Annotated in this window: 22 protein-coding genes; 20 read left to right on the forward strand and 2 right to left on the reverse strand. The window is 59.1% G+C overall.

Features of this window, described 5'->3' with window-relative positions; translation table 11 throughout:
- Positions 1 to 19: 19 nt before the first annotated feature.
- Both ACR0MV_RS15245 and ACR0MV_RS15250 read left to right on the forward strand, forming a co-directional pair.
- On the forward strand, positions 20 to 892 hold the full coding sequence (locus ACR0MV_RS15245; protein WP_480702672.1) for a 50S ribosomal protein L11 methyltransferase: 873 nt from the start codon (positions 20 to 22) through the stop codon (positions 890 to 892).
- A 103-nt stretch (positions 893 to 995) separates the two neighbouring features.
- Positions 996 to 1,340 (forward strand): hypothetical protein, encoded by a 345-nt coding sequence (locus ACR0MV_RS15250; RefSeq protein ID WP_480702674.1) that lies wholly within the window; start codon positions 996 to 998, stop codon positions 1,338 to 1,340.
- 105 nt (positions 1,341 to 1,445) lie between these two features.
- Here the strand turns inward: ACR0MV_RS15250 and ACR0MV_RS15255 are convergent, their stop codons facing one another.
- Positions 1,446 to 1,658 (reverse strand): DUF1127 domain-containing protein, encoded by a 213-nt coding sequence (locus ACR0MV_RS15255; RefSeq protein WP_170426727.1) that lies wholly within the window; start codon positions 1,656 to 1,658, stop codon positions 1,446 to 1,448.
- A 333-nt stretch (positions 1,659 to 1,991) separates the two neighbouring features.
- Between ACR0MV_RS15255 and ruvC the strand changes: the two genes are divergently transcribed.
- From ruvC to ACR0MV_RS15275, 4 genes are all read left to right on the forward strand, one after another.
- Positions 1,992 to 2,489: a crossover junction endodeoxyribonuclease RuvC gene (gene ruvC, locus ACR0MV_RS15260; protein ID WP_170426726.1), complete on the forward strand. Its 498-nt coding sequence runs from the start codon at positions 1,992 to 1,994 to the stop codon at positions 2,487 to 2,489.
- Positions 2,486 to 3,163: a Holliday junction branch migration protein RuvA gene (gene ruvA / locus ACR0MV_RS15265; RefSeq protein WP_170426725.1), complete on the forward strand. Its 678-nt coding sequence runs from the start codon at positions 2,486 to 2,488 to the stop codon at positions 3,161 to 3,163. The genes ruvC and ruvA overlap by 4 nt, the downstream gene beginning before the upstream one ends.
- A 4-nt stretch (positions 3,164 to 3,167) precedes the next feature.
- Positions 3,168 to 4,187, forward strand: a complete 1,020-nt coding sequence (gene ruvB / locus ACR0MV_RS15270) for a Holliday junction branch migration DNA helicase RuvB (RefSeq protein ID WP_480702675.1) — start codon at positions 3,168 to 3,170, stop codon at positions 4,185 to 4,187.
- 63 nt (positions 4,188 to 4,250) lie between these two features.
- Positions 4,251 to 4,874 carry a hypothetical protein gene (locus tag ACR0MV_RS15275; RefSeq protein ID WP_480702677.1) on the forward strand — a complete coding sequence of 208 codons (624 nt, stop codon included), beginning with the start codon at positions 4,251 to 4,253 and terminating at the stop codon, positions 4,872 to 4,874.
- Between the two features lie 11 nt (positions 4,875 to 4,885).
- Here ACR0MV_RS15275 and ACR0MV_RS15280 read toward each other — a convergent pair whose 3' ends face one another.
- Positions 4,886 to 6,592 (reverse strand): SulP family inorganic anion transporter, encoded by a 1,707-nt coding sequence (locus ACR0MV_RS15280; protein ID WP_480702678.1) that lies wholly within the window; start codon positions 6,590 to 6,592, stop codon positions 4,886 to 4,888.
- A gap of 201 nt (positions 6,593 to 6,793) precedes the next feature.
- Between ACR0MV_RS15280 and ybgC the strand changes: the two genes are divergently transcribed.
- The 14 genes from ybgC (at position 6,794) to ACR0MV_RS15350 (ending at position 20,376) form a co-directional block, all read left to right on the forward strand.
- On the forward strand, positions 6,794 to 7,201 hold the full coding sequence (gene ybgC, locus ACR0MV_RS15285) for a tol-pal system-associated acyl-CoA thioesterase (protein WP_170426721.1): 408 nt from the start codon (positions 6,794 to 6,796) through the stop codon (positions 7,199 to 7,201).
- A gap of 111 nt (positions 7,202 to 7,312) precedes the next feature.
- Positions 7,313 to 8,008, forward strand: coding sequence for a protein TolQ (gene tolQ / locus ACR0MV_RS15290; RefSeq protein WP_170426720.1), 696 nt, complete (start codon positions 7,313 to 7,315; stop codon positions 8,006 to 8,008).
- A 1-nt stretch (position 8,009) separates the two neighbouring features.
- The gene (tolR, locus tag ACR0MV_RS15295) at positions 8,010 to 8,486 is read left to right on the forward strand and encodes a protein TolR (protein WP_170426719.1); all 477 of its coding nucleotides are present in this window, start codon (positions 8,010 to 8,012) and stop codon (positions 8,484 to 8,486) included.
- A 9-nt stretch (positions 8,487 to 8,495) separates the two neighbouring features.
- Positions 8,496 to 9,596 carry an energy transducer TonB family protein gene (locus ACR0MV_RS15300; RefSeq protein ID WP_480702679.1) on the forward strand — a complete coding sequence of 367 codons (1,101 nt, stop codon included), beginning with the start codon at positions 8,496 to 8,498 and terminating at the stop codon, positions 9,594 to 9,596.
- Positions 9,593 to 10,912, forward strand: coding sequence for a Tol-Pal system beta propeller repeat protein TolB (gene tolB, locus ACR0MV_RS15305; protein WP_480702680.1), 1,320 nt, complete (start codon positions 9,593 to 9,595; stop codon positions 10,910 to 10,912). The genes ACR0MV_RS15300 and tolB overlap by 4 nt, the downstream gene beginning before the upstream one ends.
- 89 nt (positions 10,913 to 11,001) lie before the next feature.
- Positions 11,002 to 11,505, forward strand: coding sequence for a peptidoglycan-associated lipoprotein Pal (gene pal, locus ACR0MV_RS15310; protein ID WP_170426716.1), 504 nt, complete (start codon positions 11,002 to 11,004; stop codon positions 11,503 to 11,505).
- A gap of 4 nt (positions 11,506 to 11,509) precedes the next feature.
- Positions 11,510 to 12,340, forward strand: coding sequence for a tol-pal system protein YbgF (gene ybgF / locus ACR0MV_RS15315; protein WP_480702773.1), 831 nt, complete (start codon positions 11,510 to 11,512; stop codon positions 12,338 to 12,340).
- On the forward strand, positions 12,337 to 13,590 hold the full coding sequence (tilS, locus tag ACR0MV_RS15320; RefSeq protein WP_480702682.1) for a tRNA lysidine(34) synthetase TilS: 1,254 nt from the start codon (positions 12,337 to 12,339) through the stop codon (positions 13,588 to 13,590). Before ybgF ends, tilS begins: the two co-directional genes overlap by 4 nt.
- A 76-nt stretch (positions 13,591 to 13,666) precedes the next feature.
- Positions 13,667 to 15,583, forward strand: a complete 1,917-nt coding sequence (ftsH, locus tag ACR0MV_RS15325; protein ID WP_170426714.1) for an ATP-dependent zinc metalloprotease FtsH — start codon at positions 13,667 to 13,669, stop codon at positions 15,581 to 15,583.
- A gap of 103 nt (positions 15,584 to 15,686) precedes the next feature.
- Positions 15,687 to 16,262 (forward strand): MOSC domain-containing protein, encoded by a 576-nt coding sequence (locus ACR0MV_RS15330; RefSeq protein ID WP_480702684.1) that lies wholly within the window; start codon positions 15,687 to 15,689, stop codon positions 16,260 to 16,262.
- A gap of 165 nt (positions 16,263 to 16,427) precedes the next feature.
- A complete protein-coding gene (locus tag ACR0MV_RS15335) occupies positions 16,428 to 18,104 on the forward strand; it encodes a formate--tetrahydrofolate ligase (protein ID WP_170426712.1) in 1,677 nt (558 codons plus the stop codon).
- A 58-nt stretch (positions 18,105 to 18,162) separates the two neighbouring features.
- Complete coding sequence (locus ACR0MV_RS15340; RefSeq protein WP_170426711.1) at positions 18,163 to 18,468, forward strand: chorismate mutase; 306 nt, start codon at positions 18,163 to 18,165, stop codon at positions 18,466 to 18,468.
- Positions 18,469 to 18,521: 53 nt separating this feature from the next.
- On the forward strand, positions 18,522 to 19,412 hold the full coding sequence (gene folD, locus ACR0MV_RS15345) for a bifunctional methylenetetrahydrofolate dehydrogenase/methenyltetrahydrofolate cyclohydrolase FolD (RefSeq protein WP_170465559.1): 891 nt from the start codon (positions 18,522 to 18,524) through the stop codon (positions 19,410 to 19,412).
- A 373-nt stretch (positions 19,413 to 19,785) separates the two neighbouring features.
- Positions 19,786 to 20,376: a LytTR family DNA-binding domain-containing protein gene (locus tag ACR0MV_RS15350; RefSeq protein ID WP_480702685.1), complete on the forward strand. Its 591-nt coding sequence runs from the start codon at positions 19,786 to 19,788 to the stop codon at positions 20,374 to 20,376.
- Positions 20,377 to 20,378: the final 2 nt, after the last annotated feature.

A 20,378-nucleotide genomic window follows, 5' to 3' on the forward strand; every position in this document is an offset into this window, starting at 1 on the left:
ACTGATACAGGAGGCCCCCATGCCCACATTCACCGCGCTGACCACTCTGACCGGTAAGAAAGCTGCCGAAGAGCTGGGCGAAGCCATGGAGCGCCTTGAGCCGGAACCCACCGGCGTCGGCGTGTTTGAAGTCGAGGACGGTTCGGGCCTGTGGGAGGTCGGCGGTTACTTCACCGAGACTCCGGACGAAACCGCGCTGGCCGTTTTGGCCGCCGCGTTCGAGGCCAAACCGTTTGTGGTCTCGGTACTGCCCGAAACCGATTGGGTTGCCCATGTACGCCGCGAGCTGGCCCCCGTCGAGGCCGGGCGGTTCTTTGTCTACGGCAGCCACGACGCAGACAAGCTGCCGGAAGGGCGCATCCCGCTGCTGATCGAGGCTGCAATGGCCTTTGGCACCGGCCACCACGGCACCACACTGGGCTGCCTGAAGGCGCTGGACCATCTGCTGAACCAAGGGTTCACGGCCAGCAAAGTGGCCGATATCGGTTGCGGAACGGCCGTTTTGGCCATGGCCGCCGCGCGGGTTTGGGACGGCGACATTATCGCCAGTGACATTGACGAAGTGGCCGTTGACGTGGCCGAAGCCAACCTGAAGGCCAACGGGATGGCTGGTCAGGTCCGTTGTGTCGAAGCGGCAGGGTTCGATCACCCCGAACTGAAGGCCCTTGCGCCCTATGATCTGATTTTCGCCAACATCCTCAAGGGTCCGCTGGTGGCTCTGTCCCCGGAAATCGCCGCGAATCTGCGAGTCGGTGGATACGCCATCCTGTCGGGAATCCTTAACGAGCAGGCCGATGAAGTGGTTTCCGTTTATTTGCAAAACGGGTTCAATCTGGACAAAACCAACCAGATTGGTGAATGGACGACGCTAATATTAAGCAAACAGGGCTAAATCTGGACCATTTGCAGGAGCTTTCTAGTGTTTTGCCTCGATTTTGTCGCATTCTGTTTCTACCGTCTTAACGTGGAATCGGGGGCGGTTTGTGGAGGCTGCCATGACGGGAAAACAACTAGAGTTTGATCAGCGCGTTCATCGTCTGAACAAAAAGCACGCCAAGCTGAGCCGTGGATACCGCGCGACCATGCGCAAGGACGGGCTTGTTGTGATGAAACCGCAGCGGGTGAAATCTGCTTTGCCTGCCAAGGTTCTGGTGATGTGTCTGCTCGGCTTGTTTTCGTTCAAGACGTTCTTGCTGACCAGCTTGGGCACTTCCGGCTATCAGTACAGGGTCGACGCTTTGGCCGAGGGTACTTCGGTGGAAAAGGCCGGGGCCTGGGTGATGCAGATTGATCCGGTTTCGCAACTGCTTGCGGAACAACTGAACAAGCTTTTGCCCTGACAATTGGTCATTTGAATCAGAAACGCCGCGCATGAACTTGCGCGGCGTTCTGTTTTGCCCCCCGAGGGAGATAAGGGGCATATGAGTGGTGGGGTGTGCTAAACCTTAGCGACGACCTTCAGCCACGACGTCAATATCGCCACGGCACAGTCCGATATCTTCCAGTTCGCGATCCGTCAGACCGCTCAGCGCGTTGCGGGTGACGCGGGCGTCGTTCCATTCGATAACGGCGTTTACGGCCGAAGCGAATGTTGCGCCGATACGGCCAACGAGGCCGAACGAGCCAGTGGTGGTGCGGGTGGTGTCCAGTGCAGCCATATCCTGTTTCCTTCTGGTTTAAGTTAACGTTTGATCGTCTGATCTGAGCGGCATCTAGTGCTGCCAAATCGGCTATGCAAGTGCGGAATTTGCAACTGTCCTATGCAATTTTTGCAGAGCTTGAATTTCATGAAAGTCCCTTAATTTATTGGTCATTTTCGCCTCATGAAACGTGTCGATTTCAGACTTTTCGCTGTCGCAAACGGGCCGATCTGTCGCCCTTGAAACAGGTCTGTCGTTTTTGAGCGCTGGCGCAATTCGCTTGGAAAATGTTCACGCTTCGTGCTAATTCGAAAGAAAGATCACAAAAACCCGAGCAGGCCGAGGCGAAACATGCGGATTTTGGGCATTGATCCGGGGCTCAGGACCCTGGGATGGGGCGTCATCGAATCGCATGGCAGCCGCCTGAGCCACGTTGCCAACGGGTTATGCAAGTCAGATGGGGACGATCTGGGTGAGCGATTGTTGTCGCTTCATAACCAGATTGTCGAGGTCATAGCCGAGCATCAGCCGGATCAGGCGGCCATCGAACAGACCTTCGTCAACAAGGACGGGGCCGGGACGTTGAAACTCGGCCAGGCCCGTGGCGTGGCGTTGCTGACATTGGCGCAGGCAGGGCTGCCTGTAGGGGAGTACGCACCCAACCGGGTCAAAAAGACGGTGGTGGGCGTTGGGCATGCTGAAAAAGAGCAGGTTCTTCATATGGTCAAACTGCAACTGCCGGGCTGCCAGCCCAAAGGGGCGGATGCGGCAGATGCGCTGGCGATAGCCATCTGTCATTCCTATTACGGCACAGCGCCACAGGCGCGCTTGAAAGAGGTACGGGCATGATCGGAAAGCTGACAGGGCGCCTGGACTATCGCGCGGCGGATCACGTTCTGATCGACGTGAGGGGGGTTGGCTACATCGTCTACTGTTCGGACCGGACCATGGCGGCACTGCCGGGTGTGGGCGAGGCCGTCTCGATCTACACCGACATGGTTGTGCGCGAAGATCTGATGCAGCTGTATGGGTTCCTTTCGCTGGTCGAAAAGGAATGGCACCGGTTGCTTTGCTCGGTTCAGGGCGTCGGGGCCAAGGTCTCTCTGGCCATCCTGTCAGCGCTGGGACCGGACGGGGTCAGCCGCGCGATTGCCTTGGGGGACTGGGGCGCAGTCAAAGCAGCCAAGGGCGTCGGGCCAAAAACGGCGCAGCGGATCGTGTTGGACCTCAAGGACAAGGCGCCCGGCGTGATGGCAATGGGCGGTACGGTGACCGAGGCGACGGATGGCCCCGAGTTAGAAGTTGTTGAACACGTCGAAGCGACACCCGCACCGAAACGCACGGTCAAACCAGCCTCGGGTTCTGCCGCGGCTTCGGCGGGTGCGTTGTCGGCGCTGTCCAATCTGGGATATGGCCCGTCCGAGGCGGCCTCGGCCGTGGCTGAAGCGGCTGCCAATCTGCCCGAGGCGGGCGAGGCCGAGCTGATCCGGGCTGCGCTCAAGCTGCTGGCTCCGAAAGGGTAGATGAATGGTCGACGCTGATCCCACGCTGCGCCCCGAACCCATGCCCGAGGACAATGACCGCGCCTTGCGTCCGCAGGGTTTAGATGAATTCATCGGTCAGGCCGAAGCACGGGCCAATCTGCGCATCTTTATCCAGTCCGCGCGTCAACGCGGCGAGGCGATGGACCACACACTGTTCCACGGCCCTCCGGGGTTGGGTAAGACGACGCTGGCGCAGATCATGGCACGAGAGCTGGGGGTGAATTTCCGTATGACCTCTGGTCCGGTTTTGGCCAAGGCGGGCGACCTGGCGGCGATCCTGACCAATCTGGAGTCGCGGGATGTTCTGTTTATCGACGAAATCCATCGGTTGAATCCGGCGGTCGAAGAGGTGCTGTATCCGGCGATGGAAGATTTTGAGCTGGACCTCGTGATCGGCGAGGGTCCGGCGGCGCGGACGGTGCGGATCGAACTGCAGCCGTTTACGTTGGTTGGAGCTACGACGCGGATGGGTCTGCTGACGACGCCGCTGCGCGACCGGTTCGGCATTCCAACCCGGCTGCAGTTCTATACGGTAGACGAGCTGCATGAGATCGTGACCCGCAACGCCCGCAAACTGGGCGCGCCTGCTGATGACGAAGGCGCGCGTGAAATTGCGCGCCGGTCCCGTGGGACGCCTCGGATCGCGGGCCGGCTGCTGCGCCGGGTGGTGGACTTCGCCATTGTCGAGGGCGACGGGCGGATCACGCGCGAGCTGGCGGACGGGGCTTTGACGCGACTGGGCGTCGACAATCTGGGCCTTGATGGTGCCGACCGTCGGTACTTGAAGCTGATCGCCGAGAACTATGCAGGAGGTCCGGTTGGGATCGAAACGCTGTCGGCTGCTCTGTCGGAAAGCCGGGACTCGCTAGAAGAAGTGATCGAGCCATATTTGCTGCAGCAAGGTCTGATTCAGCGCACTCCACGCGGAAGGATGTTGGCACAGAAGGCCTGGACGCATCTGGGTATGGCTGCGCCAAAGGGCCAAAGCGATCTGTTTGGTTGAAGCTGCGCGGCTTAGATTTTATGCCTGCGGTCGAAGAAGCTGAAAAACGATGAAGGACTGCGCGTGAATCCGGACGAAATCGAGGCCCTGTTCACCCGCGAAAGCGGCGAGTTTCTGTTTGCCCGTTGGGGCCGGCCCATCGTGCCCATCGTCTTTGGCGTCGAAGATGAGACGCTTGCGACCGTAAAAGGTGCGTTTGAAGCTGTTGTAAGTCTGGCAGATCACAAGATGGCCGAAACCGACCCGGAGCTGGGTGCAAACTGCATGGTGTTCTTCTTCAGGGATTGGAAAGAACTGTTGGAGGTCCCCGATCTGGACCGGCTGATCCCTGATCTTGGTCCGCTGGTGGATCGACTTATCGCGGCGGATGCCAATCAGTACCGCGTGTTCCGCTTCGAAGAGGACGGCGCGATCCGAGCGGCCTTTGTGTTCTTGCGGATGGACAAAGAACTGTCGAAGGTCCCGGCCGAGACGCTGGCGCTTAGTCAGGTCGTGCAGACCATCCTGTTGTGGTCAGACATGGCGTTCAGAGCGCAATCACCTTTGGCGGTTGCTGGGGATTCGACCATACTGCGTCCGGACATTGCCGGGCTGATCCGCGCGGCCTATGATCCGGTGCTGCCTGGCTCTGCTCAGGATCCGGCGCATGCGCTGCGCTTGTTTGCCCGCCTGCAGCAGCCGCAGTGATCCGGGTGCGTTCACGATCCGGATGAGGTGCTGCGTTTGTATGCGTGCAGCAAGTCTTCTCCGGTGTGGAAAAAGGCGTCCTCGCCGACCAGATCTGTCACGCCGTACCGACCCAGCTCTGATCGCACATGCGGTTCGACCATGAGGAAGACCAGCTTGATGTTCTTGTCCTTCAGCAGTTTGAGAACGTTGCGCAGGGTGTAACCTGCAGTGAAATCGACATCGTCAATGGCCGTGGCCTCGATGCAGAACCATTGAACCGGGGTCTCTTGGTCTTTCGTGAGTTCTGCAATTTCATCTGAAAGCCGTTGCGTGTTTGCGTAATACAGGCTGTGTGAAAAGCGATAAATCACTAGGCCGGGTTCGAACTGGTTGGGGCTTGCGACAGGCTTGGAGCGCCAACCGCCGCCCGCAGTTCTGACGATCACTGCGTTTTTGGGGCGGTACCCCCGGCGGGTGTGGTCGATCAGGGACAGGACCATTGCAAAAATGATGCCCTGTTCGACACCCACAAAGACGACGACAGCCGCCGTGGCCACAGCGATCCAGAATTCGGACCGCGCTTGTTTGTAGATGGCGGTCAGACCCTTCAGGTCGATCAGCTTCAGACCGATCAGGAAAACGACCGCCGACAAGGCCGCGTTTGGCAGATAGGCCAAGGGGCCTGTCAGGAACAGAATGACCACCAGTACGATCGCGACGGTCGTCAGTTGGGCAATTTGGCTGCGCCCGCCTGCGCTGGCCACCATCTCGGTCTTTGTCGGGCTGCCGTTAACAACAAATGTGCCTGAAAAGGCTGCGCCAAGATTGGCAAGGCCCAACCCAACGAGGTCAGTATTCTCGCTGAACTTCTCATCATATCGGGCCGCATATGCACGCGAGGTTGCAGCGCTTTGGGCCAGGATCACGACAAAGATCGATAACGCTGTTGGCAGCAATTGTTTGAACAGCGTCCAGCTCCAATCGACATTGGGGATCGACAGGGCGGGCAAGCCGCCGGGAACCGGACCTAAAACCGCGATGCCGGACGCGCTGAACGTAAAGGCCCAGCTGCACAGGATAACGCCCAGTATCGCGAATAGAGGGCCGGGCAGTTTTGGTGATAGCCTTCTGCATCCAACCACCACCAAGAGGACCGCCAGTGACACGCCCAATGTGGGCCAACTGGTCTGGCCGATGTTTTGAAATGTTGCCTGCAGTTTGGCAATCGTTCCGTGTCCATCGCTTTGGATGCCCAGCAAACCGGGGATCTCGCCGGTTGCGACCTGAATTCCGACACCCGTCAGAAACCCAACAAGTACGGTCCGTGACAGGAAATCCGCCAGAAACCCAAGCCCGATGACCCGCGCAGCAATCAGTAGAACCGCTGCCATCAGCGCCAGCAGGGATGCCAGGGCAAGATACTCGGAGGATCCCGAAACGGCCATACCCGCAAGGGCCGAAGCGGTGATCGCTGCGGTGGCAGAATCCGCCCCCACAACCAGATGCCGAGACGATCCGAACAGGGCGAACAGGGCCATGGGGATAAGGATCGTATAAAGGCCCGTGACCACCGGCGTGCCCGCGATCTTCGTGTAGCCCATGACCTCGGGGATCGCGAGGCAGGCAAAGGTGAGGCCCGCCAAAACCTCGGCGGGCAAAGTCGCGCGGTTGAACGGCAGAACGCCCTGAAGGATCGGAAGAGTGCGCTTCCTTTCTTCCTGTTGTGGCTTAGCCATTGAAACTCCTGTCGGATTCACGCGGGTTGTCGGAAAGATTAGACGGCAAATCGTTGAAATTCGACACTTTACATCTGGGGTCATGCAAAATGCCCTCGCGAAGGGATTGCAGGACTCGCAGCAACAATGCATCTGTTTGTCAGAAGGACTTACCAAGCGCCGGATTTGAAGGCGCCCTCGAGAAGGACCGGACCTGACACAATGGCCAACACCGCGGACGCGCCCCACAAACACATCTTTCCGATCCGGGTCTATTATGAAGACACGGATATGGGTGGGGTGGTCTATCACGCGAACTATCTGAAATATATCGAACGTGCGCGGTCGGACTATGTCCGTGGTCTGGGCAATGATCAGAATGCCATGCGCGATGGTGGGATCGTCTGGGTTATCCGACGGATCGAGGCCGATTATCTGACGCCAGCAAAGTTCGACGATGAGCTGATCGTTGAATCCTGGGTGTCATCCATTTCGGGCGTGCGGCTCACGATGGGGCAGCTGGTCAAACGTGGAGAGACCGAGGTTTTTCGTGCTTCGGTGACCGCCGTCTGCATGAACCAAGAGGGCAAACCGGTGCGCCTTCCGGCAGAGATTCGCGCATTGATGTAACAATTTGGCGGTCTGGGGTGGTTATGTTGGCTTTTCATAACCAACTGCGTTAGCGTTTGGCAAAACAAGGCCAAATAAACGGCCGTCAGGCAAAAAACAAAGAGCAGGTTCATGGAAGCTGAAACGCTGGCGCTGGCGCAGGAGATCGATTTCTCCATGTGGGGGCTGTATGCCCGCGCGACCTTTATCGTCAAACTGGTGATGTTGATGCTGATCGGCGCATCCATCTGGTCCTGGGCGATTATCATTCAGAAACTGATCAATTATCGTGCCGCCCGACGCGAAGCGCAGGTGTTTGATGAGTCTTTCTGGTCTGGCAACCCTTTGGATGAGCTTTTCGAACAAATGGGCGCCCAACCTGATGGCAGTTCGGAAAAGATCTTTGCGGCCGGTATGATCGAGTGGCGCCGCTCTCATCGCACGGATGGTGGGCTGATCGCTGGGGCGACTGCGCGGATCGACCGTTCGATGGATGTGGCGATCGCGAAAGAGGCTGAGGGGCTGCAAAAAGGTCTGTCTATTCTGGCCACAGTCGGCTCGACCGCGCCGTTTATCGGGCTGTTCGGTACTGTCTGGGGTATCATGAACGCCTTTATCGAGATTGCCGAGCAGCAGAACACCAACCTGGCCGTTGTGGCACCCGGTATCGCCGAGGCTCTGCTGGCCACGGGTCTGGGCCTGTTGGCGGCGATCCCGGCGGTGATTTTCTACAATAAGCTCAGCGCGGACAGTGACCGGATCGTCGGCGGCTATGAGGCCTTTGCCGACGAATTCGCCACCATCCTGTCGCGTCAATTGGACAGCTAACATGGGCGCGGCGGTTCAGCAGAACGGAGGCGGAAACGGGCGCAGGCGCGGTCGCCGTCGCGGTCGCGCGCAGCCCATGGCCGAGATCAACGTGACGCCTTTTGTGGATGTCATGCTGGTGTTGCTGATCATCTTTATGGTGGCCGCGCCGTTGCTGACCGTTGGTGTTCCGGTGGACCTGCCAAAGACTGCTGCAAGCGCGTTGCCAGGCGACAATGAAGAGCCGCTGACAGTGACAATGACCGCAGATGGACGGGTTCAAATCCAGACGACAGACGTCGCGCGCGAAGAGTTGATTGGTAAACTGCGTGCTATTGCGGCAGAGCGGAGCAGTGACCGCGTGTTCCTGCGTGCCGATGGTGCGATCCCCTACGCGCAGGTGATGCAGGTCATGGGCGCGCTGAACGCGGGTGGGTTTTCCAATGTGGGGCTTGTGACCGATACCGGCGGCCCCGCGCTGGACGAAGGTGGAGAGTGAGGCCGCGCGGTGGATACCGGCACCAAGATCTCGGCAATAGCCCATGTCAGTTTGATTTCCTGGGCTCTGTTTGGCGGCACCTTCCGGTCCGAACCCTTGCCTATGCCTGTTCAGGATGTCTCGGTCATTTCAGCCGAGCAGTTTGCGGCAATGACCGCGCAACGTGAGGCTCCTGAAGTGCCGACGCCTGCCGCCCTGCAGCAACCCGAAGCACCCACAGAGGACGTACCCACGCCAGAACCGGTCGAGGAAGAGCCTCCGACTCCCGAAGTTTCCGAACCGACCGAACCAGAGCCAGAGCTTCAGCCCGAACCGCTGGCTCCACCGCCCGAACCGATTGAGATAGAACAACCCCCTAAACTGGAAGCCCCTGAGCCCGAAGCCACCCTCTTGCCCGTGCCGCCAGGCCCCGAGGCGCAGCCGCGCCCTGCCGACAAGGTCGCGCCGGAACCTGTTGCACCGCCACCGCCAGAGGCTGCGCCGGACGACATCGAAACCCCGGCCGTTTCGCTGGATGAAGGGGCCGAGACTCAACAAGAGCAGCAAGACCAGACCGCGCCGGAAGAGGCCACCGATGAAATTGTGACCGAAGCGGAAGAGGCCAAGGAATACGCGCCGCGTAGCTCGCCTCGCCCGCCACTGCGCCCGAGCCGACCAACACCACCAGCAGAGCCCGAAGTGGCCGAGGTGGAGGAACCGACGCCGACGCAGCCCGAATCCAACAATGAGGCTGCCATTGAAGATGCGCTGACCGAAGCGTTGGCGCAGGGCAATGAGCCGTCTGGCCCACCTTTGACCGCCGGCGAAAAGGACGCCATGCGGCTGGCCGTATCCAAGTGCTGGAACGTCGGCTCATTGTCGACAGACGCCTTGCAAACAGTTGTTGTGGTTGGCTTCTCGCTGACCCCGGACGGCAAAGTGATTGGCGGCAGCCTGCGGATGCTTGACAGTTCCGGCGGGACAGCGACGTCGGCCAACCAGGCCTATGAGGCCGCCCGGCGAGCGATTTTGCGCTGTGGGGCCAAAGGATACACCCTGCCTACTGACAAATACGATCAATGGCGGGATATTGAGATTACATTCAATCCCGAGAGGATGCGGATCAAATGATGAGATTTCTGACCAGCCTGTTGCTTGGCCTGACCCTATTGGCAGCGCCGGTGCATGCCCAAAACGGACCGCTGCGTCTGGAACTGGATCAGGGGATCATCGAACCCTTGCCGTTTGCGGTGCCGAACTTCGTACCAAACGGTCAGGCAGCAACGCAATACGCCAATGACATCTCGCGCGTAATCGCAGCGGATCTCACCGGCACCGGGTTGTTTCGCGAAATCTCCTCGGATGCGTTCATCAGCCGGGTCAGCAGCTTTGAAGCACCCGTGCAGTTTGCAGACTGGAAAGCGATCAATGCCGAGGCTCTGGTGACCGGGGCGGTGAGCGTTTCTGGCAAACGGCTGACCGTTCAGTTTCGGGTCTGGGACGTGTTTTCGGGGCAGGAGCTGGGCAATGGCCTGCAGTTTTCCGGCACGACCGATGGTTGGCGCCGCATGGCGCATAAAGTGGCCGATCAGGTCTATAGCCGGGTGACCGGCGAAGGCGGGTATTTCGACAGCCGCGTTGCATTCGTTTCGGAAAGTGGTCCCAAGGATCAGCGTCAGAAACGTCTGGCGATCATGGATTATGACGGGGCCAACGTTCAGTACCTGACCGACAGCTCGGCCATTGTTCTGGCCCCGCGCTTTTCGCCGACCGGCGATCGCTTGCTTTATACCAGTTACGAGACCGGCCAGCCGCGGATTTATGTTCTGGACGTCGACCGCGTGCGGCGGACTGAGTTGAACACGCAGGGCGGCACAATGAGCTTCTCTCCGCGCTTTTCGCCAGATGGCCAATCAATCGTCTATTCGTTGATTGATGGCGGCAACACCGACCTGTGGAAAATGGATCTGGCCTCGGGTCAAAGCGTACGCCTGACAAACACACCCGCGATCGAAACCGCGCCCAGCTATTCGCCGGACGGCTCGCAAATCGTGTTCGAAAGTGACCGCTCGGGCACGCCGCAGCTGTACATCATGCCCGCAAACGGGGGCGAGGCGACGCGTATTAGCTTTGGTCAGGGGCGCTATGGCACCCCGGTCTGGTCACCGCGCGGAGATTTGGTCGCGTTCACCAAGCAAAACAAGGGCCGCTTCCATATCGGTGTCATGCGCACGGATGGCAGCGAAGAGCGCCTGCTGACCTCATCCTTCCTGGACGAAGGACCGACCTGGTCACCAAACGGTCGCGTTATCATGTTCACCCGCGAAACACAGGGGGCAAGCGGTCGGGCGACACTGTATTCGGTTGATATCTCGGGCCGTAACCTGCGCCCGGTGCGGACACCGGACGGGGGCAGTGACCCATCCTGGGGGCCGCTGCAGAATTGATTGGGGCAGGGGATTGGAAAAGTTCACAAATTTCCTGCACTGTGATAACGAAGACTGCAACAAAGCGATAAAACCACGAGGCACCTGAAATGAATGTATTGGGCAAAGTCATAGCATTGGGCGCGCTGGGCGTAATGGCCGCCTGTACCAACAACGATCCATCGGCGCTGGGCGGTGGAGCGGGCGGAAACGGCTCGATCGTGCCGGGTTCGCCCAGCGATCCGCGCTCGCCTGCGTATTTCCAGCAAACGGTCGGTGACCGTGTGTTGTTTGCAGTGGATCAGTCGACCCTTAGCCCTCAGGCTCAGACGGTTCTTCAGGGGCAGGCCGACTGGCTGTTGGCCAACCCGGATTTCGTAGCCACCATCGAAGGCCATGCTGACGAACAGGGCACCCGCGAATACAACCTCGGCCTTGGGGCCAAGCGGGCGAATGCAGCGCGAGAGTTTCTGATTTCTCGTGGCGTTGCGGGCAACCGTCTGACCACAGTCAGCTATGGCAAGGAGCGCCCGATCGAGATTTGCAGCACCGAGGACTGCTATTCCAAAAACCGCCGCGCGGTGACGGTGCTGACCGGTTCAACTTTGGGGTAATATGATGCGAGTTGCAGGATGGGTTCTGGCGGCGGTCGTGGCGACCGCTGGCGTGGCAAATGCACAGGATCAGCAAACGCTGGCAGATATTCGTCAGGAACTGACGGTCCTGCACGTTGAAATTCAGCGTTTAAAGCGTGAATTCTCGACCACTGGTACGCCAGCGCCCAATCTGGCTGGCAGTTCCGTTCTCGAGCGTGTCGACGCCATCGAAGCCGAGCTGCAGCGCCTGACCCGTCAGACCGAGCAGTTGAACCAGCGGGTGCAGAACATCGTTTCTGACGGGACCAACCGCATCGGCGACCTTGAGTTCCGGCTAGTCGAGTTGGAAGGCGGCGATCTCAGCACCTTGGGTGAGACCTCGACCCTCGGCGGCGACAGCGACATCGCGGCGGCGGCGCCTGCGACGATTGCTCCGGCAGAACCTGCGCAGATCGAACAAGGTGAACTGGCTGTCGGAGAAAGAGCCGATTTTGACACCGCGTCGCAGGCCTTGGCGGATGGCAATTTCCAAGCTGCGGCCGAACAATTCGCAACTTTCGAAACTTCATATCCCGGCAGCCCGCTGGCCCCCGAAGCCAATCTGAAACGCGGTCAAGCCCTGGTAGGGCTCGGTGACACGCGAGAGGCAGCGCGGGCGTTCCTCGCCAGCTTTACCGGCGACTCGGAAGGCACGTTCGCCCCCGAGGCACTGTTCCAACTGGGTTCGGCCCTGGGGCGTTTGGGTCAAACCGATCAGGCCTGCATCACTCTGAGCGAAGTGGGCGTGCGGTTCCCGGGTTCGGCCTCGGCAACAAATGCCACTCAGGAAATGGTAAGTCTGGGCTGTTCTTGACGGAACAGGCGGAAAGACTGCGCGCTGAGATTCGCGCGCGTTTACCCAAGACCTTGCCAGCGCGACTGGGCGTCGCCGTTTCAGGCGGCGGCGATTCAGTTGCGTTGCTTTTGTTGATGAGCAAAATCGCCCAAAGCGAACAGGTGGCACTGTTCGCCGCAACCGTCGATCACGGTCTGCGCCCCGAAGCGGCGGTCGAAGCGCAATACGTCAGCGCAGTTGCAGGGCGTCTGGGCATTCCGCATGAAACGCTTGTCTGGACGGGGTGGGATGGTGACGGCAACCTTCAGGACCAGGCGCGGCAGGCGCGGTATCGGCTACTGTCAGATTGGGCCCGCGGCCACGCCATCAGCGCAGTTGCGCTTGGCCATACCGCCGACGATCAGGCCGAGACGTTCCTGATGCGCCTTGGCCGCGCCGCTGGTGTGACTGGGTTGTCCGGAATACGGGGGAAGCGATTGCGGGACGGGCTGACGCTGCTTCGGCCTATGCTTGGCGTGACTCGCCGTGACTTGCGCACGTATCTGACGGAGCAGGGGGTTGAGTGGATCGATGACCCCTCGAATCAGGACATTCGGTTTGATCGGATCAAGGCGCGGCAAGTGTTATCTGACCTCAAGGACTTGGGCATTACGGCGCATTCGTTGACACGTGTAGCAGAAAATCTGACCCAAGCGCGTGAGGCTTTAGAGGTTTTTGCGCAGGAATCTGCCCGTTCGATGGCAGAGGTGGATGCCGGGGACATTTGTTTGGATCGGGCCGCCTTCCAAACGCTGCCCCAAGAAATCAAGCGCAGGCTGGTGGTCGGCAGTATCGGATGGATCGCAGGGCGAGGGTATCCGCCCCGGCAGAGCGCGGTCGACCAGGCCGTTCAGGCTATCGATACGGGAACTGCAACCTCAATCGGTGGCTGCCTGTTGGTGCCTCAGGGCAATAAGATGTGGATTTGCAGAGAGCTAAACGCCGTCCAAGGCAAAGTTACGCGCCCAGGCCAGAAGTGGGACAACCGCTGGATCGTGACGGGGCCTTTGGTCGCTGATGCGCAAATCAGTCCGCTGGGCGAAGCGGGCTTGCCGCAGGTGCCAGACTGGCGAAACTTGGGCAAACCAAGACAAGTTTTTCTGGCCTCACCCGCCGTTTGGGTTGCTGATGAGTTGGTTGCGGCCCCAAATGCTGGTTTTTCCAACGGATGGCACGCAGAATTGGCCCCAGACTGGCCTCAGTTTCACTCTTCTTTTTTATCGCATTGAACCTGCTTGAATCATCTCTATTTTAAAGAGCAACCCGGCAGACCCCCACCTGCCGAAATCTTTTGGGAGATTTTCCTTGGGCAACGCTCGTAACATCGCCTTCTGGGTCGTTCTGTTTTTGCTGATCCTTGCACTGTTCAATTTGTTCAGCGGACCAGGCGGAACGCTTCAGAGCAATGAAAGAACCTATTCCGATTTTGTCACCGCAGTTGAAGCGGGCGAAGTCAAGAACGTGACGCTGGATGGCGAACAGATTCGCTATACCACCCAAAGCGGCGCGAACTATACGACGATCAAACCCGGTGACGCCGAAGTCACCAAACTGCTGATCGACGAGAACATCCCCGTTCGTGCAGAAAAGCAGCAGCAGTCCGGTTTCCAGTCCTTCCTGATCACCCTGTTGCCGTTCCTGTTGCTGATCGGCGTTTGGGTCTATTTCATGAATCGGATGCAAGGCGGCGGCAAAGGCGGCGCGATGGGCTTTGGCAAATCCAAGGCCAAGATGCTGACCGAAAAGCATGGCCGCGTGACCTTTGATGACGTCGCAGGCATCGACGAAGCCAAGGAAGAGCTGGAAGAGATCGTTGAATTCCTGCGCAACCCGCAGAAGTTCTCGCGTCTGGGCGGCAAGATCCCAAAAGGTGCACTGCTGGTTGGCCCTCCGGGTACCGGTAAGACGCTTTTGGCTCGAGCGATTGCGGGCGAAGCGGGTGTGCCGTTCTTTACCATCTCGGGCTCTGATTTTGTTGAGATGTTCGTGGGTGTTGGTGCGAGCCGCGTGCGCGATATGTTTGAACAGGCCAAGAAGAACGCGCCTTGTATCGTGTTCATCGACGAGATTGACGCCGTGGGCCGTCATCGTGGTGCCGGTTATGGCGGCGGTAATGACGAACGCGAACAGACCCTCAACCAGTTGCTGGTCGAGATGGACGGGTTCGAGGCCAATGAAGGCGTGATCATCCTAGCGGCCACCAACCGTAAGGACGTTCTGGACCCCGCTCTGCTGCGTCCGGGCCGCTTTGACCGGAACGTGACCGTCGGCAACCCAGACATCAAAGGCCGTGAGAAGATTTTGGGCGTACACGCGCGCAAGACGCCTCTGGGCCCTGATGTCGATCTTCGCATCATCGCGCGCGGTACACCGGGCTTCTCGGGTGCCGATCTGGCGAACCTTGTGAACGAAGCCGCGCTGATGGCTGCCCGCGTTGGGCGTCGCTTTGTCACCATGGAAGATTTTGAGAACGCCAAGGACAAGGTGATGATGGGGGCAGAGCGCCGCTCGATGGTGCTGACCCAGGACCAGAAGGAAAAGACAGCCTATCACGAGGCTGGCCACGCCGTTGTGGGTCTGGAACTGCCGCTGTGCGATCCGGTCTACAAGGCGACGATCATCCCGCGCGGTGGCGCGTTGGGTATGGTTGTTTCGCTGCCTGAGATGGACCGCCTGAACTATCACCGTGATGAGTGCGAGCAGAAGTTGGCGATGACAATGGCGGGTAAGGCTGCTGAGGTCATCAAATATGGCGAAGATCACGTATCGAACGGTCCCGCCGGCGACATCATGCAGGCCAGCCAGCTGGCGCGCGCCATGGTGATGCGCTGGGGCATGTCGGACAAGGTCGGTAACATCGACTATGCCGAAGCCCATGAAGGCTATCAGGGCAACACCGCCGGGTTCTCGGTTTCCGCTCATACCAAAGAGCTGATCGAGGAAGAGGTGAAGCGTCTGATCCAGCAGGGTTACGAGCGCGCCCACAAAATCCTGACCGACAAGAACGAGGAATGGGAGCGTCTGGCGCAAGGTCTGCTGGAGTATGAAACTCTGACCGGGGATGAGATCAAGCGCGTGATGAATGGCGAGTCGCCCAACGAAGGCGATGACGAAGGTGACAAGCCCGATGAGGGTAGCGCGCCCAGTGTCACGGCCATTCCGAAGACCAAGATCAAGAAAACCCCACCCGACGGTGGGATGGAGCCGGAACCATCGGCATAAACCAATCAGACCCGGGCATAGTCCCGGGTCTTTTTTCTTTTCATTCTGTTTGGTCTGCCTTCTAGTGCGGGATTGAAGATTTGCTGAACTAAGGGGCGGCCCAATGCCAGTGTTGCGCGAAACTGAATTCACCGGAGAAGTTGTCTGGCTGGGCCACGTGCCTGTGGGCGGATCGATCCGGGCCCAAGCGGTTGATGTGCTGGAATTGGGTTTCGCCGGAGGAAAAGGCGAGCGGCACGAAGGGGAAAACCGAGCCTCATGCGTTCGCGTAAAGAACCTGTACCCTGAAGGCACCGAGATACGAAACGTGCGTCAGCTGTCGGTTCTGTCCGCCGAAGAAATGGACGCCACAGCAAAAGAGATGGGGATGGACCGCTTGGAACCCGCGTTTCTCGGCGTCAGTATCCTTTTGCGCGGCATCCCTGACTTTACCCATATTCCGCCGTCCTCGCGACTGCAGGCCCCTGACGGCGCAACGATCACAGTGGATATGGAGAACCGGCCCTGCGTCCTTCCGGGCCGCGAGATCGAGGCGGATCAACCAGGATATGGCGCTGCGTTCAAGCCTGCCGCGCAAGGACGCAGGGGCGTAACGGCCTGGGTGGAACGCCCCGGACAACTGCGATTGGGTGACCGGATGACCCTGTTCGTGCCGGATCAACGGGCATGGGCTCCATAAATGTCAAGTGTTTCCGATTTGAAACCGGTGAAATGACGCTACGCCGTTTCACGGCATGATTATGTCGGAATCTCTATCCATCGCGATTGTGCACAACGGTATGGATTGACCAGCACCGGCCCAGCTGTGCCGATTTGCAAGGAATTCAACCAGGGATCTTGCCCAATGAGCTATAAATCCGACATCGAAATCGCGCGTGAAGCGAACAAGAAGCCGATTCAGGAGATCGGCGCCAAGCTTGGTATCTCCAGCGATGATCTGCTGCCCTATGGCCACGACAAAGCGAAGGTCAGTCAGGACTTCATCAACTCGGTTCAGGACCGCGAAGACGGCAAACTGATCCTTGTCACCGCGATCAACCCGACCCCGGCGGGTGAGGGCAAAACCACGACCACCGTTGGTCTGGGTGACGGCCTGAACCGCATCGGCAAAAATGCGATGATCTGCATCCGCGAAGCGTCGCTTGGCCCGAACTTCGGTATGAAGGGAGGCGCTGCAGGTGGTGGTTACGCGCAGGTTGTTCCGATGGAAGAAATGAACCTGCACTTCACCGGTGACTTCCACGCCATCACTTCGGCGCACTCGCTGCTGTCGGCTATGATCGACAACCACATCTACTGGGGCAACGAGCAGGAAATTGACACCCGCCGCGTCGCATGGCGTCGTGTGGTCGACATGAATGACCGCGCCCTTCGCCAGATCACCGCCTCGCTGGGCGGCGTGTCGAACGGCTTCCCACGCGAAGCAGGTTTTGACATCACCGTGGCTTCTGAAGTTATGGCGATCCTGTGCCTCGCAAACGACCTGAAAGACCTGGAAAAGCGTTTGGGCGACATCATCGTGGCCTACCGCCGCGACAAGACCCCGGTCTACTGCCGCGACATCAAGGCGGAAGGCGCAATGACCGTTCTGCTGAAGGACGCCATGCAGCCGAACCTGGTGCAGACGCTGGAAAACAACCCGGCATTTGTCCACGGCGGCCCGTTTGCGAACATCGCACACGGCTGTAACTCGGTCATCGCGACCAAGACCGCTCTGAAAGTTGCCGACTATGTCGTGACTGAAGCGGGCTTTGGTGCTGATCTGGGCGCCGAGAAGTTCATGAACATCAAGTGCCGCAAGGCGGGCATCGCTCCGTCGGCAGTGGTGTTGGTTGCCACTGTGCGCGCGATGAAGATGAACGGCGGCGTGGCCAAGGCTGATCTGGGCGCGGAAAACGTTGACGCCGTTAAAGCGGGTTGCGCAAACCTCGGTCGCCACATCGAGAACGTGAAATCGTTCGGTGTACCGGTCGTTGTCGCAATCAACCACTTCGTCACCGACACCGACGACGAAGTTCAGGCGGTCAAAGACTACTGTGGTGAGCACGGCGTCGAAGCGATCCTGTCGCGTCACTGGGAGCTGGGTTCGGACGGCTCTGCGCCTCTGGCCGAGAAGGTTGTGGAAATCGTCGAAGGTGGCAGCGCGAACTTCTCGCCGATCTACCCTGACGAAATGCCGCTGTTCGAGAAAATCGAAACCATCGCCAAGCGTATCTACCGCGCTGACGAAGTTCTGGCCGACAACAAAATCCGCAACCAGTTGAAGGAATGGGAAGCAGCAGGCTACGGCAACCTGCCGGTCTGCATGGCGAAAACGCAATACTCGTTCTCGACCGACCCAACCCTGCGCGGCGCGCCCACCGGCCACTCGGTCCCTGTGCGTGAGGTTCGCCTGTCCGCCGGTGCCGGTTTCATCGTGGTCGTCTGTGGTGAGATCATGACCATGCCGGGTCTGCCGCGCAAACCGGCGGCTGAAACCATCTGCCTCAATGACGCAGGTGAGATCGAGGGCTTGTTCTAAGCGCCCGAATGATACATCTCGTGGTCCGGGGATATCCCCGGGCCGTGAGGAGAAGAAAATGCCCACTCTGATACCGCCGCAAGACTGTCACTCGATGCAGGAATTGCGGCCTCAGATCGACAAGCTGGACCGCCAACTGATCGAACTGTTGGTGACGCGCGCAAGCTACATTGACCGCGCGTCGCAGCTGAAACCCGGCGAGGGGCTGCCCGCCCGCATCCCGGATCGTGTCGAAGACGTGGTGCAGCGCGTGCGCAAGAGTTCTGACGAGTTGGGTATGGACCCTGATCTTGCCGAGAAACTCTGGCGCATCTTGATAGACTGGTCGATTGCCCGCGAAGAACGCGTGCTCGGCCCCGACTAAAGACACGGGCGCTTTCTGCGCCCGATCCGTTTTTTGAAAGAAGGGATCAAAGGATGGTAGCGCAGGTTATCGACGGTAAGGCCTTTGCGGCCAAGGTTCGCGCCCAAGTGGCCGATCAGGTCGCAAAGCTGAAAGAGGAAAACGGCATCACCCCCGGTCTGGCCGTGGTTCTGGTGGGCGAAGACCCGGCCAGCCAGGTTTACGTGCGCTCGAAGGGCAAGCAGACCGTTGAGGTCGGCATGAACTCATACGAGCATAAGCTGGACGCCGATACGTCCGAAGACGACCTGCTGGCCTTGATCGACAAGCTGAACAACGATCCCGCAGTTCATGGCATTCTGGTCCAGCTGCCGCTGCCCAAGCACCTGAACGAAGATCTGGTGATCAACTCGATTGATCCGGCCAAAGATGTGGACGGCTTCCACATCTCGAACGTTGGCCTGCTGGGCACTGGTCAGAAGTCGATGGTTCCTTGCACTCCGTTGGGCTGTCTGATGATGCTGCGCGACTATCACGGCTCGCTGTCGGGCATGGATGCCGTCGTGATCGGTCGCTCGAACATTGTCGGCAAGCCGATGGCGCAATTGCTGCTGGGTGACAGCTGCACTGTGACCATCGCCCACAGCCGCACCAAGGACCTGCCCGACGTGGTGCGCCGGGCCGACATCGTCGTGGCCGCCGTTGGCCGCCCCGAGATGGTGCCCGGCGACTGGATCAAGGAAGGCGCTACTGTGATTGACGTGGGCATCAACCGGATTGAGCGCGACGGCAAGAACAAACTGGTCGGCGACGTAGACTACGCCAGCGCGGCCGAGCGTGCCGGTGCGATCACTCCCGTTCCAGGTGGTGTTGGCCCAATGACCATTGCGTGCCTGTTGGCCAATACTCTGACAGCGTGCTGTCGATCAAACGGGCTGCCAGAGCCCGAAGGGCTGACCGCCTGATTTGTTTGGTTGGGGCGCGAATGCGGGCCCCAACCACTTTCGTGCCGCCGAAGCGCGCGTGTAGGCGAGGGTGACGAACTCGCCGAAAATTTCCCCTCTGTTAACGTTTGAATGTCTGCATGCCGCGTGATAGCGCTGGTTTCCCAGCTGGTTACAGTGCGTATCCGTAGGTTGATTTAGGGCGTTTGGCTGGGCCCCTAAGTGTGGCGTTCAGTTTGGTATGTCGTCAAAGCTAAGACAGATTTTTAGTCCGTTGACTCCCCAGCGTGTGGTGGCTGGTCTCGTTTTCCTTCCAATGTTGGCCTACGCCTTCCCTCCTTTTCTTATGGCGGATCTACCTTTCGTCCTGTCCTTTGTGTTCTGGGCGGGGGTGATGGGCATCGCGTTAAGCGCGACGTGGCTGGCTCGTAAACTCATCCATGACAGCAAGGCCATCGCTAGCCTGCCGATACGCGATCTGATGTACGCTTTGTTCGTTCTGCTGCTGTTTATTCCATCGCTTTGGGTACTGGCGCATGCCCTGTTTCTCATTGGTGGCCATTCAGGGCCGGATGTCGCGCGCATCGTGGGGTACAGCACATTGTTTACTGCCGGTCTGGTATTGACTTGCCGAGTGGAGCCGCGAAGTAAGCCGACACCCATTCAGCCGCCGGCTCCACGCCTTGTGCGACGGTTGCCGGACTCGTTTCAGGGGCAAATCTATCGCCTGACATCGCGCAACCATTATGTGGATGTGGTTACGTCCGAAGGTACGTTCACAATCCGATCCCGTCTGACCGATGCTGTTGCCGAGATGGAACCCCTGCTCGGACATTGTGCGCACCGATCCCATTGGGTTGTTAAAGACGCTGTTGCTGGGACCGAAAAGGTGGCTGACAGATCGTATCTGAAACTTGTGAACGGAGACCTTGTTCCCATCAGCCGGAAGTACAAGCCGCAGCTTGAAAAAGACGGCGTAATTTGATC

Source organism: Ruegeria sp. BC3 (assembly GCF_056539265.1).

Excerpts from the sequence above, each read along its gene's own strand:
- ACR0MV_RS15245 (WP_480702672.1), top strand. The coding sequence starts at position 20 with ATGCCCACATTCACCGCGCTGACCACTCTGACCGGTAAGAAAGCTGCC.
- ACR0MV_RS15250 (WP_480702674.1), top strand. The coding sequence starts at position 996 with ATGACGGGAAAACAACTAGAGTTTGATCAGCGCGTTCATCGTCTGAAC.
- ACR0MV_RS15255 (WP_170426727.1), bottom strand. The coding sequence starts at position 1,658 with ATGGCTGCACTGGACACCACCCGCACCACCACTGGCTCGTTCGGCCTC.
- ruvC (WP_170426726.1), top strand. The coding sequence starts at position 1,992 with ATGCGGATTTTGGGCATTGATCCGGGGCTCAGGACCCTGGGATGGGGC.
- ruvA (WP_170426725.1), top strand. The coding sequence starts at position 2,486 with ATGATCGGAAAGCTGACAGGGCGCCTGGACTATCGCGCGGCGGATCAC.
- ruvB (WP_480702675.1), top strand. The coding sequence starts at position 3,168 with ATGGTCGACGCTGATCCCACGCTGCGCCCCGAACCCATGCCCGAGGAC.
- ACR0MV_RS15280 (WP_480702678.1), bottom strand. The coding sequence starts at position 6,592 with ATGGCTAAGCCACAACAGGAAGAAAGGAAGCGCACTCTTCCGATCCTT.
- ybgC (WP_170426721.1), top strand. The coding sequence starts at position 6,794 with ATGGCCAACACCGCGGACGCGCCCCACAAACACATCTTTCCGATCCGG.
- tolQ (WP_170426720.1), top strand. The coding sequence starts at position 7,313 with ATGGAAGCTGAAACGCTGGCGCTGGCGCAGGAGATCGATTTCTCCATG.
- tolR (WP_170426719.1), top strand. The coding sequence starts at position 8,010 with ATGGGCGCGGCGGTTCAGCAGAACGGAGGCGGAAACGGGCGCAGGCGC.
- tolB (WP_480702680.1), top strand. The coding sequence starts at position 9,593 with ATGATGAGATTTCTGACCAGCCTGTTGCTTGGCCTGACCCTATTGGCA.
- pal (WP_170426716.1), top strand. The coding sequence starts at position 11,002 with ATGAATGTATTGGGCAAAGTCATAGCATTGGGCGCGCTGGGCGTAATG.
- ybgF (WP_480702773.1), top strand. The coding sequence starts at position 11,510 with ATGCGAGTTGCAGGATGGGTTCTGGCGGCGGTCGTGGCGACCGCTGGC.
- ACR0MV_RS15330 (WP_480702684.1), top strand. The coding sequence starts at position 15,687 with ATGCCAGTGTTGCGCGAAACTGAATTCACCGGAGAAGTTGTCTGGCTG.
- ACR0MV_RS15335 (WP_170426712.1), top strand. The coding sequence starts at position 16,428 with ATGAGCTATAAATCCGACATCGAAATCGCGCGTGAAGCGAACAAGAAG.
- ACR0MV_RS15340 (WP_170426711.1), top strand. The coding sequence starts at position 18,163 with ATGCCCACTCTGATACCGCCGCAAGACTGTCACTCGATGCAGGAATTG.
- folD (WP_170465559.1), top strand. The coding sequence starts at position 18,522 with ATGGTAGCGCAGGTTATCGACGGTAAGGCCTTTGCGGCCAAGGTTCGC.
- ACR0MV_RS15350 (WP_480702685.1), top strand. The coding sequence starts at position 19,786 with ATGGGCATCGCGTTAAGCGCGACGTGGCTGGCTCGTAAACTCATCCAT.